The sequence below is a fragment of the Boseongicola sp. genome, from assembly GCF_057460485.1.
Window position 1 is genome coordinate 1 of sequence record NZ_JBVCWP010000088.1, and the last position, 13,707, is coordinate 13,707.

A 13,707-nucleotide genomic window follows, 5' to 3' on the forward strand; every position below is an offset into this window, starting at 1 on the left:
ACTGCTGCCTCCCGTAGGAGTCTGGGCCGTGTCTCAGTCCCAGTGTTGCTGATCATCCTCTCAAACCAGCTAAAGATCGTAGACTTGGTAGGCCATTACCCCACCAACTATCTAATCTTACGCGGGCTAATCCTTCTCCGATAAATCTTTCCCCCGAAGGGCGTATACGGTATTACTCTCAGTTTCCCGAGGCTATTCCGTAGAGAAGGGTATATTCCCACGCGTTACTAACCCGTCCGCCGCTCACCCGAAGGTGCGCTCGACTTGCATGTGTTAGGCCTGCCGCCAGCGTTCGTTCTGAGCCAGGATCAAACTCTCAAGTTGAAAAGCTATTGCTAGCTTATCCTTGACGTTCGAACCTCTGCACATCGTCTCATAATGTCCCGGCTAGGAAACATTACAAAACATCTTTTTCTGTTTGTTGTGCTTCAGGTTTTCATAAGAAAACAAGAAACCGTTCAAACAGTGAAGCTGACCTTTCTATAATCGGCCGAAGCCTAAGAAAGTCGATATGAAGAGGCTGATCCATCGAAAGGACCAAACCGCCCACATATCTCTTCAGTTACCATCAATTTCAAAGAGCGTAGAGACAAAAGTGACTGAGTGCGCCCTAACTTTCGGCGCGCCCTGCCTCATCCATCTCTATTTTTTTTCTTGCGTCTCGTTGCCGTTAAGCCCGTCTGGCGCCCCGTTGTTGCATTTCTGCGCCGCCGGTGAGGGGTGTCTACGGTTAGGGGCCGTAGTCCGCAAGTAGTTTTTTATCAGAAAGACGAATTTTCTTTCTCATCTTTTTAAAAGCCATATAAATAAGGTCTTTTGCGTCGAAAATGGGCAGTAAATTCTTTCAAAACTCGTATTCAGTGGAAGAATTTTGGCCCAAATCAGGGTCAAAATTCACTGAATCGGCGAAGCGCCCCAAGTGAATCGCCGAATTCCTCCCGATTCAACGCGACTCTTCGCCCGACTCGGGTGGAATCAACCACCTCGCAAGGAAGAGGCAGGCAATCAGTCCGGGAATTATCGCCGCAAAGCCGAATTTCAATCCATAAGCGTCCGCCAGGAATCCGATCACAGGAGGCCCCACGAGAAAGCCAGCCAACGCGCATGTCGACATGATCGCGACGTTGGCGGCTTCGTGTGTGTCATCAAGGGCTGCCACCGCCGACACCCCCAAAGGATAGCCCGACGCTACCCCGACCCCGAGCAGGGCAAACCCGACGAATGAGAACACAAGCGGCAGCGGTCCAATCAGACAGGCAAGTCCTGCCAAAGCAAACATCACCGATCCCCGCGCCAGAACCAACGCCCCGAACCGTTGCTTCAACCAATCCCCGCAAAAGCGCCCAAATGCCATGAAGCCCGCAAAGATCGTCACGGCGATCCCGGCTTCGGCCACTTCTATAGATTGGCGCTCGGACAGATAGACAGCCGACCAGTCCGACATCGCACCCTCTGCCAGCGTGACGAGCAACATGAACCCACCAATCGCCAATAGCGCTGGCGGCATTTGCGAAAGCTTACGGCGGGGCACGACATGCTCAGCCCCCTCCTCGCCCATCTTCGGCAACCGCCGCGCCGCAAGCATGCCGACAACCGTCGACACAACCGCAACCACCGCCATGATCCTGACAGAGCCTAACTCCCCGGCTCCTGACGTCGCCACAAACGATCCGATCATAAGCCCCAGCGCCCAGAACCCATGGCACCGGTTCATGATGTGTGCGCGCGCTTTCTTTTCGATCCGTCCGGCATAGACGTTCAGCCCCACCTCCATAAAGGCATGCGTTGCGCCAAAGGCGCCAAGCGCGAAGAACAGGATAAGTTGGCTGCCCGCTATTAGCGGCAGGAAGGCGGCAAGGCATTGCAGCGGGAACGTCGCCAGCACCAAGCGCCGCACACCGATGCGTGTCGATAACCCACCGGCGAACTGAAGCGCGGCCAAAACGGCCACGGGCATCCCCAACAGGGCTATCGCCAAATCGAACTTGGTCAGCTGAAGCGTTTCTTTAATGTAGGGGATCAAAGCCAGCCACGCGCCGAGCGCCATCGGCTGAAGGCAAAACAGCGCCATTATCAGATAGACGCCGCGCCGTATTGTTTGGTGTTCCATGCACGCGACCTTAGCGAGGTCCGCGCCCATGGGAAGGCCCCTTATGCGACCGCTCGCCTCATCGGAATTTTGATACGTGTGGCAACCAAAACAAGCACAGTGCCCAGATAGATCAGTGGCTCGATCTGAAAGCCCTTCGACAGCATCACAAAATGCACCGCGCCCAAGATCGCTGTCAGATAAGTGAGTTGATGCAGCCGCCGCCACGTCTTCGGCCCCAGCTTACGGATCGACCTGTTATTTGACGTAATCGCCAAGGGGATCAGAAGGAGAAATCCGACCATACCAATGGTGATGTATGGCCTCTTTATAATGTCCGCCCAAATCTGGCTGAGGATTTGAACATCCAGCACCAGCCAGACAAGCAAATGCAGAAAGACATAGAAGAACGTCAGCAAGCCCAGCGCCCGGCGGAACTTAGTCAGATTCACCCCCGTCCAACTGCGCAGCGGCGTCACCGCAAGAACAACGATCAGCACTTGCAGGGCAAACTCGCCCAGCTTGTGCTCAAGCGCCTTGATAGGCTCGGCCCCGAGGCCGCCCGTCAGGCCTTGATATAGGAACCACGCAGGTGGAATCACGCCCAGTATATAGAGAGGCCATGCCGGCACCTTCGCCAGCAGGATATTCACACGTTGAGCCGCGGTCATGAGCAGCACGCCTTTCCTGTCTGTATCGGTGGACATGGGACGCTGCCGAACGAGCACCAGATACAGCACTCACCCGCGCGAGGTCGCAGTACAACCTTGCAATGTGGGCCGTCATAAAAGAACTGGCAGGCGTCCAATGGCATCTCACCGTCGCTGAGGCCCCCACATTCAGGGCACGTCAGCGTCGAGGTCAGCCGGATGTTAGACGCTGCGGCCATCCTCAGAAATTACTTTGCAAGTCCATCCCGGAATAAAGCGAGCTTACTTCGCGCTCGTATCCGTTAAACATCAGGGTCGGCACGCGCTTAGCAAACAAACCGCCACCGATCTTGCGCTCGGTCGACTGAGACCAACGTGGGTGATCGACCGTCGGGTTCACGTTGCTATAAAATCCGTATTCCCGTCCGTTGGTCATGTTCCAGCTCGTGGCGGGCTGCTTGTCTGTCAGCGAAATCCGCACAATCGATTTGATCGACTTAAAGCCATACTTCCACGGGACGACCAAACGAATGGGCGCACCGTTCTGCTTCGGCATCGGCTCGTCATATAGACCCGTCGCCATGATCGTCAGCGGGTGCATCGCCTCATCAAGCCGCAATCCCTCGCGGTACGGCCACTCAAGCGTCCGACGTTTCTGCCCGATCATTTCTTCCGGGCGCACCAGCGTTTCAAAGGCCACATACTTAGCGGAAGGCTGCACACCTACGCGCTTTAGCAAGTCGGCAAGCTCGAAACCAACCCAAGGCACAACCATCGACCAGGCTTCCACACAGCGGAAGCGATAGATACGCTCTTCCAATGTCATGCCGCTGGTCAAGTCATCAAAGCTATAGGTGCCGGCGTTATTTACCATGCCATCAACTTTGATCGACCAAGGGTCTGTTGTCAGACGACCGGCGTTGGCGGCAGGGTCGTCTTTACCAGTCCCAAACTCATAAAAGTTGTTGTAGCTGGTGATGTCTTCAATACTGTTCGGCTCAAGATCGCTACCATAGTTGGTCTTCGTTGCTCCAAGGCTTGCCATTGCCGGCCCCGCAATCGAGCCAAGCGCCAAAGCGCCTGCACCCGCCATCAACTGACGCCGATTCATATAGTCGCCCTGCGGCGTGACATCCGACCACTTCAGGTCACTCTTATAACGTCCGGCCATTTCATCACCTCTGCTTGATCGCTTGCCCCATAACATGCGCGAGTAATTCGCGTTCGACAATCACCCTCACGACACTGTGCTTAAGGTCCATGGTGTTGAAACATGGTTACAAAAGCCCGCTTTTGCCTCACAGACGATAACAGATTTGTGAGTGGACGCCGATAGTCTCCCTTGCTTAGCGCCATTGCCCTTTCGGTCAACATCGTTTTCGCAATTCCTGCAATGATCCAATTGGCATCCACCCGACGTAAGAAGCTCAGGTGTCACAACGACACTCACCTTTTTACAGATGGAAAACACAATGCTTCGCAAGACACTTATGGCCACAGTAGCAGCGACCCTGCTAGCCGCACCGGCGTTTTCCGGCGGCCACTCGAAAGACATCGTCGACACCGCAGTTGCAGCCGGTTCGTTCGAAACACTCGTCGCTGCCGTTCAGGCCGCGGGCCTAGTTGAGACGCTGAAGGGCGAAGGTCCGTTCACCGTTTTCGCACCAACCGACGAAGCTTTCGCCGCTCTGCCGGAAGGCACAGTCGAAAGCCTGCTTCTGCCAGAGAATATCGACACGCTGACCGCGATCCTGACGTTCCACGTTGTGCCCGGTAAAATAATGTCTGGTGACCTGATAGACGACATGATGGCAGCAACCGTCCAGGGCGGTTCGGTTACCATTGACCTCGACAACGGTGTGATGATTCAGGACGCAAACGTCGTGACCGCAGATATCGAAGCGTCGAACGGCGTGATCCACGTCATCGACAAAGTGATGATGCCAGAAGGCTGATCGCCCTGACGATACGACCAACGGGAGGTGATAAATCACCTCCCGTTTTTTCAACACAACAGATGACGAAGATAGAATGAGGGACCTCAAAATGAACCGTAGATTTGCTCTGAAAGCTGCCTTTGGTGCCGCCGCTCTCGCACTTGCTGCTGCTTGTGCTCCAATGGACAAAGAGATGGACATCGTCGACATTGCCGCTGGCAGCGACGACTTCTCGACACTCGTCGCAGCCGTTTCGGCCGCAGGCCTCGTCGACACGCTGAAAAGCGACGGCCCGTTCACCGTTTTCGCACCAACCAATGCAGCTTTCGCAGCGCTGCCGGCCGGCACCGTGGAGAGCCTGCTTCTTCCCGAGAACAAGGACAAGCTTGCTGCGATCCTGACATACCACGTTGTACCGGGCGCTGTGACGTCTGACCAACTGGCGGGTCAGCATCTGAACGTAACAACCGTTCAGGGCGGCGACGTGCACATTGATGGCACCGACGGCGTGACCGTGAACGACGCAACAGTGACTGCTGCAGACATTATCGCATCGAACGGCGTGATCCACGTCATCGACAGCGTTCTGCTGCCATAATTGGGTTGGCTGGCCTTCCGGGCCGGTGACACAAGGTGGGGGACGCTGTCCCCCGCCACCCCCTGAGGTATATCCGAAAGGGCGAAGCAGTAGACTTCCAGCCATTCACCCTTTCGAAAATACCTCCGTGGGGGGCATCCGGCGTCCGAAGGGCGGCCCGAACAGGAAAGTCGCGCAAGAGCGTTCGTTCAGGCGAAACTTCCCTGACAGAACCACCCCCGCGACATCGTCCCACCATGCCCGTAGTAAAGCCAAAGCCGCTCGCCGGTGCGGGTCGTCACCCGCCAGTAATCGCGCACACCGGAGCGCCAGTCCGGATCATCAAGCCACCATTCCGGCGCAATCCGCTCAGGCCCCAGACCCGCACAAAGCTCCAGATCGCGACCGCGCCAGCGGAAACGATGCGGTAGATCAGAAGTCTCCTCGGCATGCACCATTTCGGGACGCCATATCTCCGACGGGCGCAACATGCCGGGACGCGGCCAGGCGTCTGCAGGGCCAGCCCAGGCGGCAGCCACAATCAAAGCGGTCTTTTCGGGGATATGACTGTCAGCCGGGTGAAAGCGCGTGATGCTTTCAAGTCCAACCCGCGCACCGATCCGACCAATCAGATCATCCAGCGCCGCCTCACTTCCAAGACGCGCCGCGCCGTCCGCCGCCGCCGCCGCATGGCCGCGATGCTGATGGCTGTGCACCGGTTCAGTGGCCCGCGCTTCAAGCCGGATCATGTCGATGCCAAAGCCTGCATCTATGTCGTCAAGCTTCATCAAAAGAAGCGGGCGGATCCGATCGGCCGAGGCCGAAGGGCGCGCCAAACCTATCTCGACCACCTGCATCGTATGATCGCTGCGGTGGCATTCCATTCGCACCTGCCGCGCTCCACGCCCTGCCCGCGAAAGCTTCTCTCCAAGCGGGGTCAACAGCCGGTCAATCGCCGCCGCAATGTCTTCGATCAGACCAACCGGCTCGGGCAGTGTCAGTCGCACCGCAAAGCGCACAGCGGGACGCGCAGGGCTGACAGGTTCCGGCTCGACCCCCAAAGCCTGATCCAATCGTTGCACAAGGTGGCGACCAAACCGGCGCGCCAAAGCCGCGCGCGGTTGACCGGCCAGATCTCCGATCTGTCGCAGACCAAGCCGCACCAAGGTTGCTACGGTATCGTCCTCCAGCCGCAACGCCGCGACCGGCAACGGCGCCAGCGCCGAACGCGTCGCACCCGGCGATGCAATCTGCATCTTGCGCAGGACTTCCGGGGCCGTCACTGCGGGCGCCGGACCGCCCTTCACCCAATGGCGCCGCTTCGCCGCGCGAGACCGCGTCGCGCGCGCTTCTTGATTAATGTCGTCGCCGGTGCGCGCCGCATCAACTCCCGCGCCGCCCGCAAACCGCGCCAAAGCCCAGGCCGCGCCCACTGTATCGGCCACGCCCACCCGCACGCTGACACCCAGATGTGCGCAATCCGCTTCGACCTCGCCAATCAGGCCCATCTCTCCCCCAAACAGATGCGCGCATCCCGTCAGATCAATAACCAACCCCTCCGGCCGCTCCTCGGACACCCAAGGGCTGAACTTTGCCGCCCAGCGCCGCAGCACCGCCAGAAACGCGGCATCCAGGTCCCGGTTGCGCAGCTTTGTGTCAAGCTCCGGGCACATCGCACGCGCATCCCGCAAAGGTTGACCCATCCGAAGCCCCGATGCCTCGGCCTCAACCGACAAAGATACCAAAACCTGAGCGTTGTGTTCCTCGCCCACCACAGCAAAGGCGCGCGGCGGTAAGCCACGTTCAAGCCTAAGGAAGCGCTCGGCCCCCAGACGGGGAAACCAAAGCGACAGGATGCGTCGTTGTTTCATAAGCAGGCAGCAAGAATGTTCATGGTTTGTTCTGATCTTTGATATATCCCCTGACGGCCACGAGTCCAGCCTTGCCCTCGCCTTCCCCGAAAAATGGAATAGCTGTGAGCAAAGTAATAAAGGAGACACTAATGCGCAGCGCCCTGACAATCGCACTGACCCTTGGCCTTGCCGCAACGGCGGCTCTTGCCCACACAGACGTCAAAGCCCGCATGGACGCCATGAAAACAATGGCCGGCGACCTGAAGACCCTTGGTCAAATGGCGAAAGGCGTCGTGGCATTCGACGAAACCGCCGCCAACGCAGCACTTGCATCTCTTCAAGCGGAAACTGACCGCATCCCGATGCTGCTCGCCCCGCAGGCGAGCGACCCGGAATTGGAAGCAAAATAGGCTATCTGGACCGATCGTGTGGGGTTTTCCCAGCGGACTGCAGAAATGGCCACCGCTCTGGACGCCACCGGCGTGTCATCTTCCGAGGCCAGAGGTGCATCCATGCGCAATATCGGCGCAGTCTGTTCGGCCTGCCACGAAGATTACCGCATCAAAAAGTAATCTCTCCTAGCCGCAGTAAACCCGCGTGATCAGGCCCTCTGTGTCGAACACGACGTTCGTGCGCTGAGGCAAGTACTCCTGCGTAATGATATCGTTCTGGCTAAAGACACGCAGACGATCATCGACCGCAAACGTCGTCTCGGAAATCGAGCTGCCGATCAACGGCCGATAGTCGGCCGCATCGCATTGCTCTAACGCAGGCGGCGCTTCCGGTATATCCGCCTCGACGACTTCGGTTACAATTGCAGGTTCCTCGTCGGCGGGCACAGGCCCACAGGCAGCCAACAGAACCAAGATAGCTATCAATCGAATTGTCATACCAAATTCATCCTTCCAATCGCCTCCCGGTCTATTGATTTCACGCAGATCGTGCAGCAGGGTCAAGCCAAGCATACACCAAGGGAGTATTTAGGCATGAGAACGCGCGCGGCTGTTGCGATTGAGGCGGGAAAACCGCTGGAAATCATGGACGTGAACCTTGAAGGCCCGAAAGCAGGTGAGGTTCTGGTCGAGATCAAAGCCACCGGCATCTGCCACACGGATGAATTCACACGGTCAGGCGCGGACCCGGAAGGACTGTTCCCGGCCATCCTCGGACACGAAGGCGCGGGCGTGGTGCTGGAAGTCGGCGCCGGCGTTACCAGCCTGAAACCGGGCGACCACGTGATCCCGCTTTACACGCCAGAATGTCGGGAATGTGACTACTGCCTGCATCCGAAAACCAACCTTTGTCAGGCGATCCGCTCGACACAAGGCGCGGGCGTTATGCCCGACGGCACCAGCCGGTTTTCAATGCTCGATGGGACACCGATCCTGCACTACATGGGGTGCTCGACATTTTCGAACCACACGGTTTTGCCCGAGATTGCCTTAGCCAAGGTCCGCAAGGACGCGCCTTTCGACAAAATCTGTTACATCGGCTGTGGCGTGACAACCGGCATCGGGGCGGTGATCAACACCGCCAAAGTCGAGATCGGCTCGCGCTGCATCGTCTTTGGCTTGGGCGGTATTGGTCTTAACGTCATTCAGGGCCTGCGCATGGCAGGCTGTGACCAGATTGTTGGCGTCGACCTTAACGCCGACAAAATACCAATGGCGACACGCTTTGGAATGACCGATTTTGTAAACCCATCTGAGGTGACAGGTGATCTTGTCGGCTATTTGGTTGAACTGACGGGCGGGGGCGCAGATTATACCTTTGACGCCACAGGCAACGTGCAAGTCATGCGAGCCGCGTTGGAATCGGCCCACAAAGGCTGGGGTGAAAGCGTCATTATCGGTGTGGCCCCGGCAGGTGCCGAAATCTCTACGCGTCCCTTCCAACTGGTGACCGGACGCGTCTGGCGCGGGACAGCCTTTGGCGGCGCACGCGGTCGCACGGACGTACCAAAGATTGTCGATTGGTACATGGACGGCAAGATCGAGATCGACCCGATGATCACCCACACGCTTGCGCTTGAAGACATCAACAAAGGCTTCGATCTGATGCACGCGGGTGAGTCTATTCGCTCGGTGGTGATTTACTGATGGTTCGTCGCCTTGCGACGACGACTGACCGGAAGGGCGCCGGCCCTCCGAACCTCCCCAAGGTATTTTCAAAAGGGCGCATGAGGCTGTTGGGTTTTGGATTATTGGGGATGACTGTTATCTTCCCCGCTTTTGCAGAACCTGCAGAAATTCTGTTTCAAGGCGGCGGCGCGACCCTGTCTGTGGACGCCGAGGCCTTGGAGGCCTTGTCGCGCACTGTGTGCGACGACCGATCAGGCTAGGTCCGGTGATCCGCCCGGCCACCCAATCCGACCATGACGTCATCTGGGCTATGCTCGAACCCGTCTTCCGTGCGGGCGACACCTACGCAATTGACACAGATATCTCCCGCAAAGACGCCCTCGCCTATTGGTGCGCCGCCCACCCCTTCATCACCGACGGCGGCACCTTCTTCATCCGCCCCAATCAAATGGGCGGCGGCAATCATGTCTGCAACGCAGGCTTCATCACTAGCGCGAACGCCACAGGCAAGGGCGTGGCCCGCGCAATGTTAAGCCACGCCCTAAGCGAGGCCAAAGCATTTGGATTTGAAGCCATGCAATTCAATTTCGTCCTGGCCAGCAACACCCGCGCAATCGATATCTGGAAGCGCGCCGGCTTTGCGCAGATCGCCCGCCTGCCCCGCGCCTTCCGCCACCCGCGCGAAGGGTATGTGGACGCGCTAATCCTACACAAGTTTCTGGATTAATCGCGCGGCCGCGCCTTGCCATTCCCAGCCCCAACACCGACATTCCCCCCAAACCAGCTTCAAAGAAAGAGACGAGATGTTCATCACCATGGCCGACGACACATCTAAAGACGACACATCTAAAGACGACAAAGCCCAAGGCGGCGGCAAAGCCGAGCAGCTTTTCTTCAAATCCCGCAACGTGATCATCACGGGCGAGATCAACAACAAGCTCGCCGAACGCACAGTCAAACAGCTTCTCGCGCTTGCCGAAGATAACGAAGATCCGATCAACGTCTACATCTCGTCGCCCGGCGGCCATGTCGAGAGCGGCGACATGGTCCACGACATGATCAAGTTCATCAAACCGACCGTGCGCACCATCGGCTCGGGCTGGGTTGCCTCTGCTGGCGCGCTGATCTTCGTCGCTGCTGCGAAGGAGAACCGCTTCTGTCTGCCCAACACGCGCTTCCTTTTGCACCAACCTTCTGGTGGCATTGGCGGCAAGGTCACTGACATGCAAATCCAAGCCGGCCAGATCGAAAAAATGCGCGAACGCTTCCACAATCTATTTGCCGAAGCGACCGGGCAAACCGCAGCCAAAATCGCCAAAGACACCGAACGCGACTTCTGGCTCGATACCAAAGAAGCAAAGGCTTACGGCCTTCTCGGCAAGGTCATCACGTCGGCTTCGGAGCTTTCCTGACCCTTCTTTGGGGCTAATAAATCCTCGGGAGGCGCGGGCGTAGTCCCGCGCGGGGGCAGACAGCCCCCCCGACCAAACAAAGGCGCGCACCATGGCTGACCGCGACAGACCACTTTACGCCGTCCTAATTGACGCCGACAACATCCCGGCAAAATACGCCGCGTCCATCCTCAAAGAAGTCACAACCTTCGGCGAACCAGCCCTCCGCCGTGTTTACGGCGACTGGTCATCGGGCCGTCTGAACGCCTGGACCAAGGCCGTACGGGATCTCGGCCTTGTCGCCCATCAGGAAACCGCAAACACAGTTGGCAAAAACGCAAGCGACATCGGACTTGTGATTGATGCAATGGACATCCTGCACACAGGCCGCTTTGACGGCTTTGTGCTTGTGTCCTCTGACAGCGACTTCACGGCACTTGCAAACCGTGTGCGCGAGCAAGGCATGGACGTCATTGGCGTCGGAGAAGCAAAGGCCCCTGAAAGCCTGCGCAACGTCTGTAACCGCTTTGTTATGATTGAAAATATTGTCGACGACTCTACTTCGCCTGAAAAGGGCGCGCCCGCAACAGAGAAGCAAAACCCCACCGCCGCGATCCCTTTGATCACTGGCGCAATGGACAAAATTCCCTCAGACGACGACTGGTATGCATTGGGACCGCTCGGCCAATACATCACGCGCGACAGCCCTGACTTTGATCCACGCACCTACGGCAAAAAGAAGCTAAGTGATCTTGTAGAAGGCCTGAAAAGGTTTGAAACTAAAAAGATCGGCAACCAGCTTCACGTCCGCCGGATCGACTAAAAGCTAAAGCTCGCCCCTCGACGCTTTTTCTGCAATGAATACCGGCCGATAGATCGCGGAAATGCAGACCATAAAACCGCATGTCAGACGCGCGGACACGAACGTGTAGGCCAACCCGAAGGCCGCAAGCCAGATTGAGCCAAAGAAGAGATATGGGCCGGGCGACGTGAAGACCAGTGGCTGGCCGAACTGATCACGGCCTACGCCGACCACGCACAGGGCCAAAAACGCCGAAACCATCAACGCGCGTCCCGCAAAAAAGGGGGGCGTCTTTCGATCAATCCGGCGCTCACCTGCTTCGTCCGGTAACTCGTCAGACACCGTATTGGCTCATAAACATATCGACTGCGCCCTCGATCACGCGGTCAATCTCGTCCTCGCTTACTGACTGGCGCAGGCCCAGAACCATCTGCATATGCAGCCCGGCCTTGCACAATTCCGGAAACTGATCTGCCGCAAGTTCCACATCGTCTATCTTCAGTTTGCCATCCACCACGGCCCGACTAAGGAACCCAATCAACATGTCGCGTACCATCTGCGGACCCGAAGCATAAAACTCCCGCCCGATCTCGGGAAACCGCTGGCTCTCGCCCACGACGATGCGAAACACCTGCATCCCTACATCCGACAAGAAAAACCGTACCATCCGACCAGCCGCCGTCGCCAGAGCCTCGCGGACATCCCCTGAGCCCTCGATCTGCTGGATCGCCGCAGCTGACTGCGCCTTACACTCGGTCTTCGCCACCTCAAGGAACAACAGCCGCTTGTCGGGGAAATAACTGTAAAGCGTGGCTTTCGACACCCCGGCCTCGCGCACGATGTCATCGACGCTGGCGCCTTCAAAGCCATCCCGCATAAAGACCGTGCGTGCGCCGTCCAGCACCTGATCCCATTTTCGGCCTTGCTTGGTGATACTTACCGGGGCGTTCATAGAAATCCCTTCCCTTTGCGTTTCGATATATAAACTAATCAGTTCAGTTTATTCAAGATGGATGCGGCGCTTTGGAGTGCTCCACTCAACGCAGGAAGGCCGAATATCTGAATTACCTCTTGTCATTCAGCCCCCCAGCAACAACGATTAGAATAGTTCTAAGACGAGGCCGCTATGAATTTCAACTTCGCATATCGCAAACGCTTCTCCGACCTGAGCGAGCAGGAAGTCCTTGCCCTCGCCATTTCCTCGGAAGAAGACGATGCGCGCATTTACCGAAACTATGCAGAACACTTGCGCGCCGATTTCCCGTCTTCCGCAGCGATTTTCGACGGGATGGCACTGGAAGAAGACGGCCACCGCAAGCAGTTGATCGACCTTCACAAAACGCGCTTTGGCACAGTGATCCCGCTTATCCGACGCGAACACGTGTCCGGGTTCTATGCCCGTCGACCTGTCTGGCTGGTTGAGAACCTTGGACTTGAGCGTATCCGCGCAGAGGCCGAGATCATGGAAGCCTCAGCACAACGGTATTACGAAATCGCAGCGCAACGCACGACAGATGCAGATACGCGCAAACTTCTGGGAAACCTTGCCGCGGCCGAAGCCGAGCACACAGCAAGAGCCGCCGAGCTGGTCGACCATCACCTAGATGCCGACACCGATGATCGAGAAGCGCGTACAGCACACCGCCAGTTTGTTCTCACATGGGCGCAGCCCGGCCTTGCAGGCCTCATGGATGGCTCCGTTTCGACACTTGCGCCGATCTTCGCGGCCGCCTTCGCAACCGGCGATACATGGAACACATTCCTCATCGGTCTTGCGGCGTCTGTTGGTGCAGGCATTTCCATGGGCTTCACCGAAGCCGCCTCGGACGACGGCACGATCTCGGGGCGCGGATCACCTCTCAAGCGCGGGATTGCCTCCGGCGTTATGACCACGGTCGGCGGCCTCGGTCACGCGCTTCCGTATCTGATCTCGGATTTCTGGACCGCGACCACTATCGCTATTGCCGTCGTTTTCGTCGAACTATGGGCCATCGCCTGGCTCCAGAACCGCTATATGGAAACACCCTTCTTTCGCGCGGCCCTTCAGGTCGTCTTGGGAGGTGCCCTTGTTTTGACCGCCGGCATTTTGATCGGTTCCGGTTAGGAACGCTGCCGACATCCACAAAGTGGGCTCCGCCAAGTTTTTTTCAGACCCACAGAAATAACGAAATTCTCGCCCCGTTCTTTGGGTCAAAGAAAGCCCCGCCGGAGGCGCGGCGCGGGCCAAAGGCCTGCGCTAAACATCGCAGGCGCCGCAGGCGCGCGGCTCACCCTGGTGGAGCGTCGCCGTCATAGGCTTCGATTATTTTCGCAACCAGCGGATGACG

16 protein-coding genes, 1 rRNA gene and 1 pseudogene are annotated in these 13,707 nt (G+C 57.6%); 9 read left to right on the top strand and 9 right to left on the bottom strand.

Translation table 11 applies throughout. The features are described from left to right. The 5 genes from AC221Y_RS11710 to msrP all read right to left on the bottom strand — a co-directional run. Nucleotides 1-324: ribosomal RNA gene (locus AC221Y_RS11710) — 16S ribosomal RNA — on the bottom strand; the annotation flags it as partial. Between the two features lie 619 nt (nucleotides 325-943). Further along, nucleotides 944-2,110, bottom strand: coding sequence for an MFS transporter (locus AC221Y_RS11715; RefSeq protein WP_299757906.1), 1,167 nt, complete (start codon nucleotides 2,108-2,110; stop codon nucleotides 944-946). 41 nt (nucleotides 2,111-2,151) lie between these two features. Further along, entirely contained in the window at nucleotides 2,152-2,796 is a 645-nt protein-coding gene (gene msrQ / locus AC221Y_RS11720; protein ID WP_299757904.1) for a protein-methionine-sulfoxide reductase heme-binding subunit MsrQ, read from the bottom strand. Beyond that, a complete protein-coding gene (locus AC221Y_RS11725) occupies nucleotides 2,757-2,978 on the bottom strand; it encodes a GDCCVxC domain-containing (seleno)protein (RefSeq protein WP_486707371.1) in 222 nt (73 codons plus the stop codon). The genes msrQ and AC221Y_RS11725 overlap by 40 nt, the downstream gene beginning before the upstream one ends. 2 nt (nucleotides 2,979-2,980) lie before the next feature. Then, the gene (msrP, locus tag AC221Y_RS11730) at nucleotides 2,981-3,910 is read right to left on the bottom strand and encodes a protein-methionine-sulfoxide reductase catalytic subunit MsrP (RefSeq protein WP_299757899.1); all 930 of its coding nucleotides are present in this window, start codon (nucleotides 3,908-3,910) and stop codon (nucleotides 2,981-2,983) included. A 301-nt stretch (nucleotides 3,911-4,211) separates the two neighbouring features. Between msrP and AC221Y_RS11735 the strand changes: the two genes are divergently transcribed. Further along, nucleotides 4,212-4,694, top strand: a complete 483-nt coding sequence (locus AC221Y_RS11735; protein WP_486707372.1) for a fasciclin domain-containing protein — start codon at nucleotides 4,212-4,214, stop codon at nucleotides 4,692-4,694. Nucleotides 4,695-4,785: 91 nt separating this feature from the next. Then, on the top strand, nucleotides 4,786-5,274 hold the full coding sequence (locus AC221Y_RS11740) for a fasciclin domain-containing protein (protein ID WP_486707373.1): 489 nt from the start codon (nucleotides 4,786-4,788) through the stop codon (nucleotides 5,272-5,274). 188 nt (nucleotides 5,275-5,462) lie between these two features. Here the strand turns inward: AC221Y_RS11740 and AC221Y_RS11745 are convergent, their stop codons facing one another. Then, complete coding sequence (locus AC221Y_RS11745; protein WP_299757892.1) at nucleotides 5,463-7,124, bottom strand: Y-family DNA polymerase; 1,662 nt, start codon at nucleotides 7,122-7,124, stop codon at nucleotides 5,463-5,465. A gap of 212 nt (nucleotides 7,125-7,336) precedes the next feature. On the opposite strand from AC221Y_RS11745, the pseudogene AC221Y_RS11750 reads away from it, so the two are divergent. Next, nucleotides 7,337-7,678: pseudogene (locus AC221Y_RS11750) on the top strand (c-type cytochrome). Between the two features lie 6 nt (nucleotides 7,679-7,684). Here AC221Y_RS11750 and AC221Y_RS11755 read toward each other — a convergent pair. After that, nucleotides 7,685-7,996 carry an I78 family peptidase inhibitor gene (locus tag AC221Y_RS11755; RefSeq protein WP_299757889.1) on the bottom strand — a complete coding sequence of 104 codons (312 nt, stop codon included), beginning with the start codon at nucleotides 7,994-7,996 and terminating at the stop codon, nucleotides 7,685-7,687. 96 nt (nucleotides 7,997-8,092) lie between these two features. Here AC221Y_RS11755 and AC221Y_RS11760 point away from each other — a divergent pair, with 96 nt between their 5' ends. The 5 genes from AC221Y_RS11760 to AC221Y_RS11780 all read left to right on the top strand — a co-directional run bounded on the left by AC221Y_RS11760 (nucleotide 8,093) and on the right by AC221Y_RS11780 (nucleotide 11,401). Further along, nucleotides 8,093-9,205, top strand: a complete 1,113-nt coding sequence (locus AC221Y_RS11760) for an S-(hydroxymethyl)glutathione dehydrogenase/class III alcohol dehydrogenase (RefSeq protein WP_486707374.1) — start codon at nucleotides 8,093-8,095, stop codon at nucleotides 9,203-9,205. A gap of 110 nt (nucleotides 9,206-9,315) precedes the next feature. Beyond that, nucleotides 9,316-9,447, top strand: coding sequence for a hypothetical protein (locus tag AC221Y_RS11765; protein ID WP_299757883.1), 132 nt, complete (start codon nucleotides 9,316-9,318; stop codon nucleotides 9,445-9,447). A gap of 5 nt (nucleotides 9,448-9,452) precedes the next feature. Continuing rightward, complete coding sequence (locus AC221Y_RS11770; protein WP_366141764.1) at nucleotides 9,453-9,914, top strand: GNAT family N-acetyltransferase; 462 nt, start codon at nucleotides 9,453-9,455, stop codon at nucleotides 9,912-9,914. A gap of 76 nt (nucleotides 9,915-9,990) precedes the next feature. Continuing rightward, nucleotides 9,991-10,599, top strand: coding sequence for an ATP-dependent Clp protease proteolytic subunit (locus tag AC221Y_RS11775; RefSeq protein WP_299757881.1), 609 nt, complete (start codon nucleotides 9,991-9,993; stop codon nucleotides 10,597-10,599). A gap of 91 nt (nucleotides 10,600-10,690) precedes the next feature. Beyond that, on the top strand, nucleotides 10,691-11,401 hold the full coding sequence (locus AC221Y_RS11780) for an NYN domain-containing protein (protein WP_299757878.1): 711 nt from the start codon (nucleotides 10,691-10,693) through the stop codon (nucleotides 11,399-11,401). 3 nt (nucleotides 11,402-11,404) lie between these two features. Here the strand turns inward: AC221Y_RS11780 and AC221Y_RS11785 are convergent, their stop codons facing one another. Together AC221Y_RS11785 and AC221Y_RS11790 are read right to left on the bottom strand one after the other, a co-directional pair. Then, entirely contained in the window at nucleotides 11,405-11,722 is a 318-nt protein-coding gene (locus tag AC221Y_RS11785; RefSeq protein ID WP_299757876.1) for a hypothetical protein, read from the bottom strand. Beyond that, complete coding sequence (locus tag AC221Y_RS11790) at nucleotides 11,715-12,332, bottom strand: TetR/AcrR family transcriptional regulator (RefSeq protein ID WP_299757873.1); 618 nt, start codon at nucleotides 12,330-12,332, stop codon at nucleotides 11,715-11,717. Before AC221Y_RS11790 ends, AC221Y_RS11785 begins: the two co-directional genes overlap by 8 nt. Nucleotides 12,333-12,506: 174 nt before the next feature. Between AC221Y_RS11790 and mbfA the strand changes: the two genes are divergently transcribed. Continuing rightward, nucleotides 12,507-13,484, top strand: a complete 978-nt coding sequence (gene mbfA / locus AC221Y_RS11795) for an iron exporter MbfA (protein ID WP_299757870.1) — start codon at nucleotides 12,507-12,509, stop codon at nucleotides 13,482-13,484. Nucleotides 13,485-13,707: the final 223 nt, after the last annotated feature.

Bases quoted from the DNA above. Each gene is read 5' to 3' on its own strand.
- AC221Y_RS11790 (WP_299757873.1), bottom strand. From the start codon at position 12,332: ATGAACGCCCCGGTAAGTATCACCAAGCAAGGCCGAAAATGGGATCAG.
- AC221Y_RS11725 (WP_486707371.1), bottom strand. From the start codon at position 2,978: ATGGCCGCAGCGTCTAACATCCGGCTGACCTCGACGCTGACGTGCCCT.
- AC221Y_RS11715 (WP_299757906.1), bottom strand. From the start codon at position 2,110: ATGGAACACCAAACAATACGGCGCGGCGTCTATCTGATAATGGCGCTG.
- AC221Y_RS11760 (WP_486707374.1), top strand. From the start codon at position 8,093: ATGAGAACGCGCGCGGCTGTTGCGATTGAGGCGGGAAAACCGCTGGAA.
- AC221Y_RS11775 (WP_299757881.1), top strand. From the start codon at position 9,991: ATGTTCATCACCATGGCCGACGACACATCTAAAGACGACACATCTAAA.
- msrP (WP_299757899.1), bottom strand. From the start codon at position 3,910: ATGGCCGGACGTTATAAGAGTGACCTGAAGTGGTCGGATGTCACGCCG.
- msrQ (WP_299757904.1), bottom strand. From the start codon at position 2,796: ATGTCCACCGATACAGACAGGAAAGGCGTGCTGCTCATGACCGCGGCT.
- AC221Y_RS11755 (WP_299757889.1), bottom strand. From the start codon at position 7,996: ATGACAATTCGATTGATAGCTATCTTGGTTCTGTTGGCTGCCTGTGGG.
- AC221Y_RS11765 (WP_299757883.1), top strand. From the start codon at position 9,316: ATGACTGTTATCTTCCCCGCTTTTGCAGAACCTGCAGAAATTCTGTTT.
- AC221Y_RS11780 (WP_299757878.1), top strand. From the start codon at position 10,691: ATGGCTGACCGCGACAGACCACTTTACGCCGTCCTAATTGACGCCGAC.
- mbfA (WP_299757870.1), top strand. From the start codon at position 12,507: ATGAATTTCAACTTCGCATATCGCAAACGCTTCTCCGACCTGAGCGAG.
- AC221Y_RS11745 (WP_299757892.1), bottom strand. From the start codon at position 7,124: ATGAAACAACGACGCATCCTGTCGCTTTGGTTTCCCCGTCTGGGGGCC.
- AC221Y_RS11740 (WP_486707373.1), top strand. From the start codon at position 4,786: ATGAACCGTAGATTTGCTCTGAAAGCTGCCTTTGGTGCCGCCGCTCTC.
- AC221Y_RS11735 (WP_486707372.1), top strand. From the start codon at position 4,212: ATGCTTCGCAAGACACTTATGGCCACAGTAGCAGCGACCCTGCTAGCC.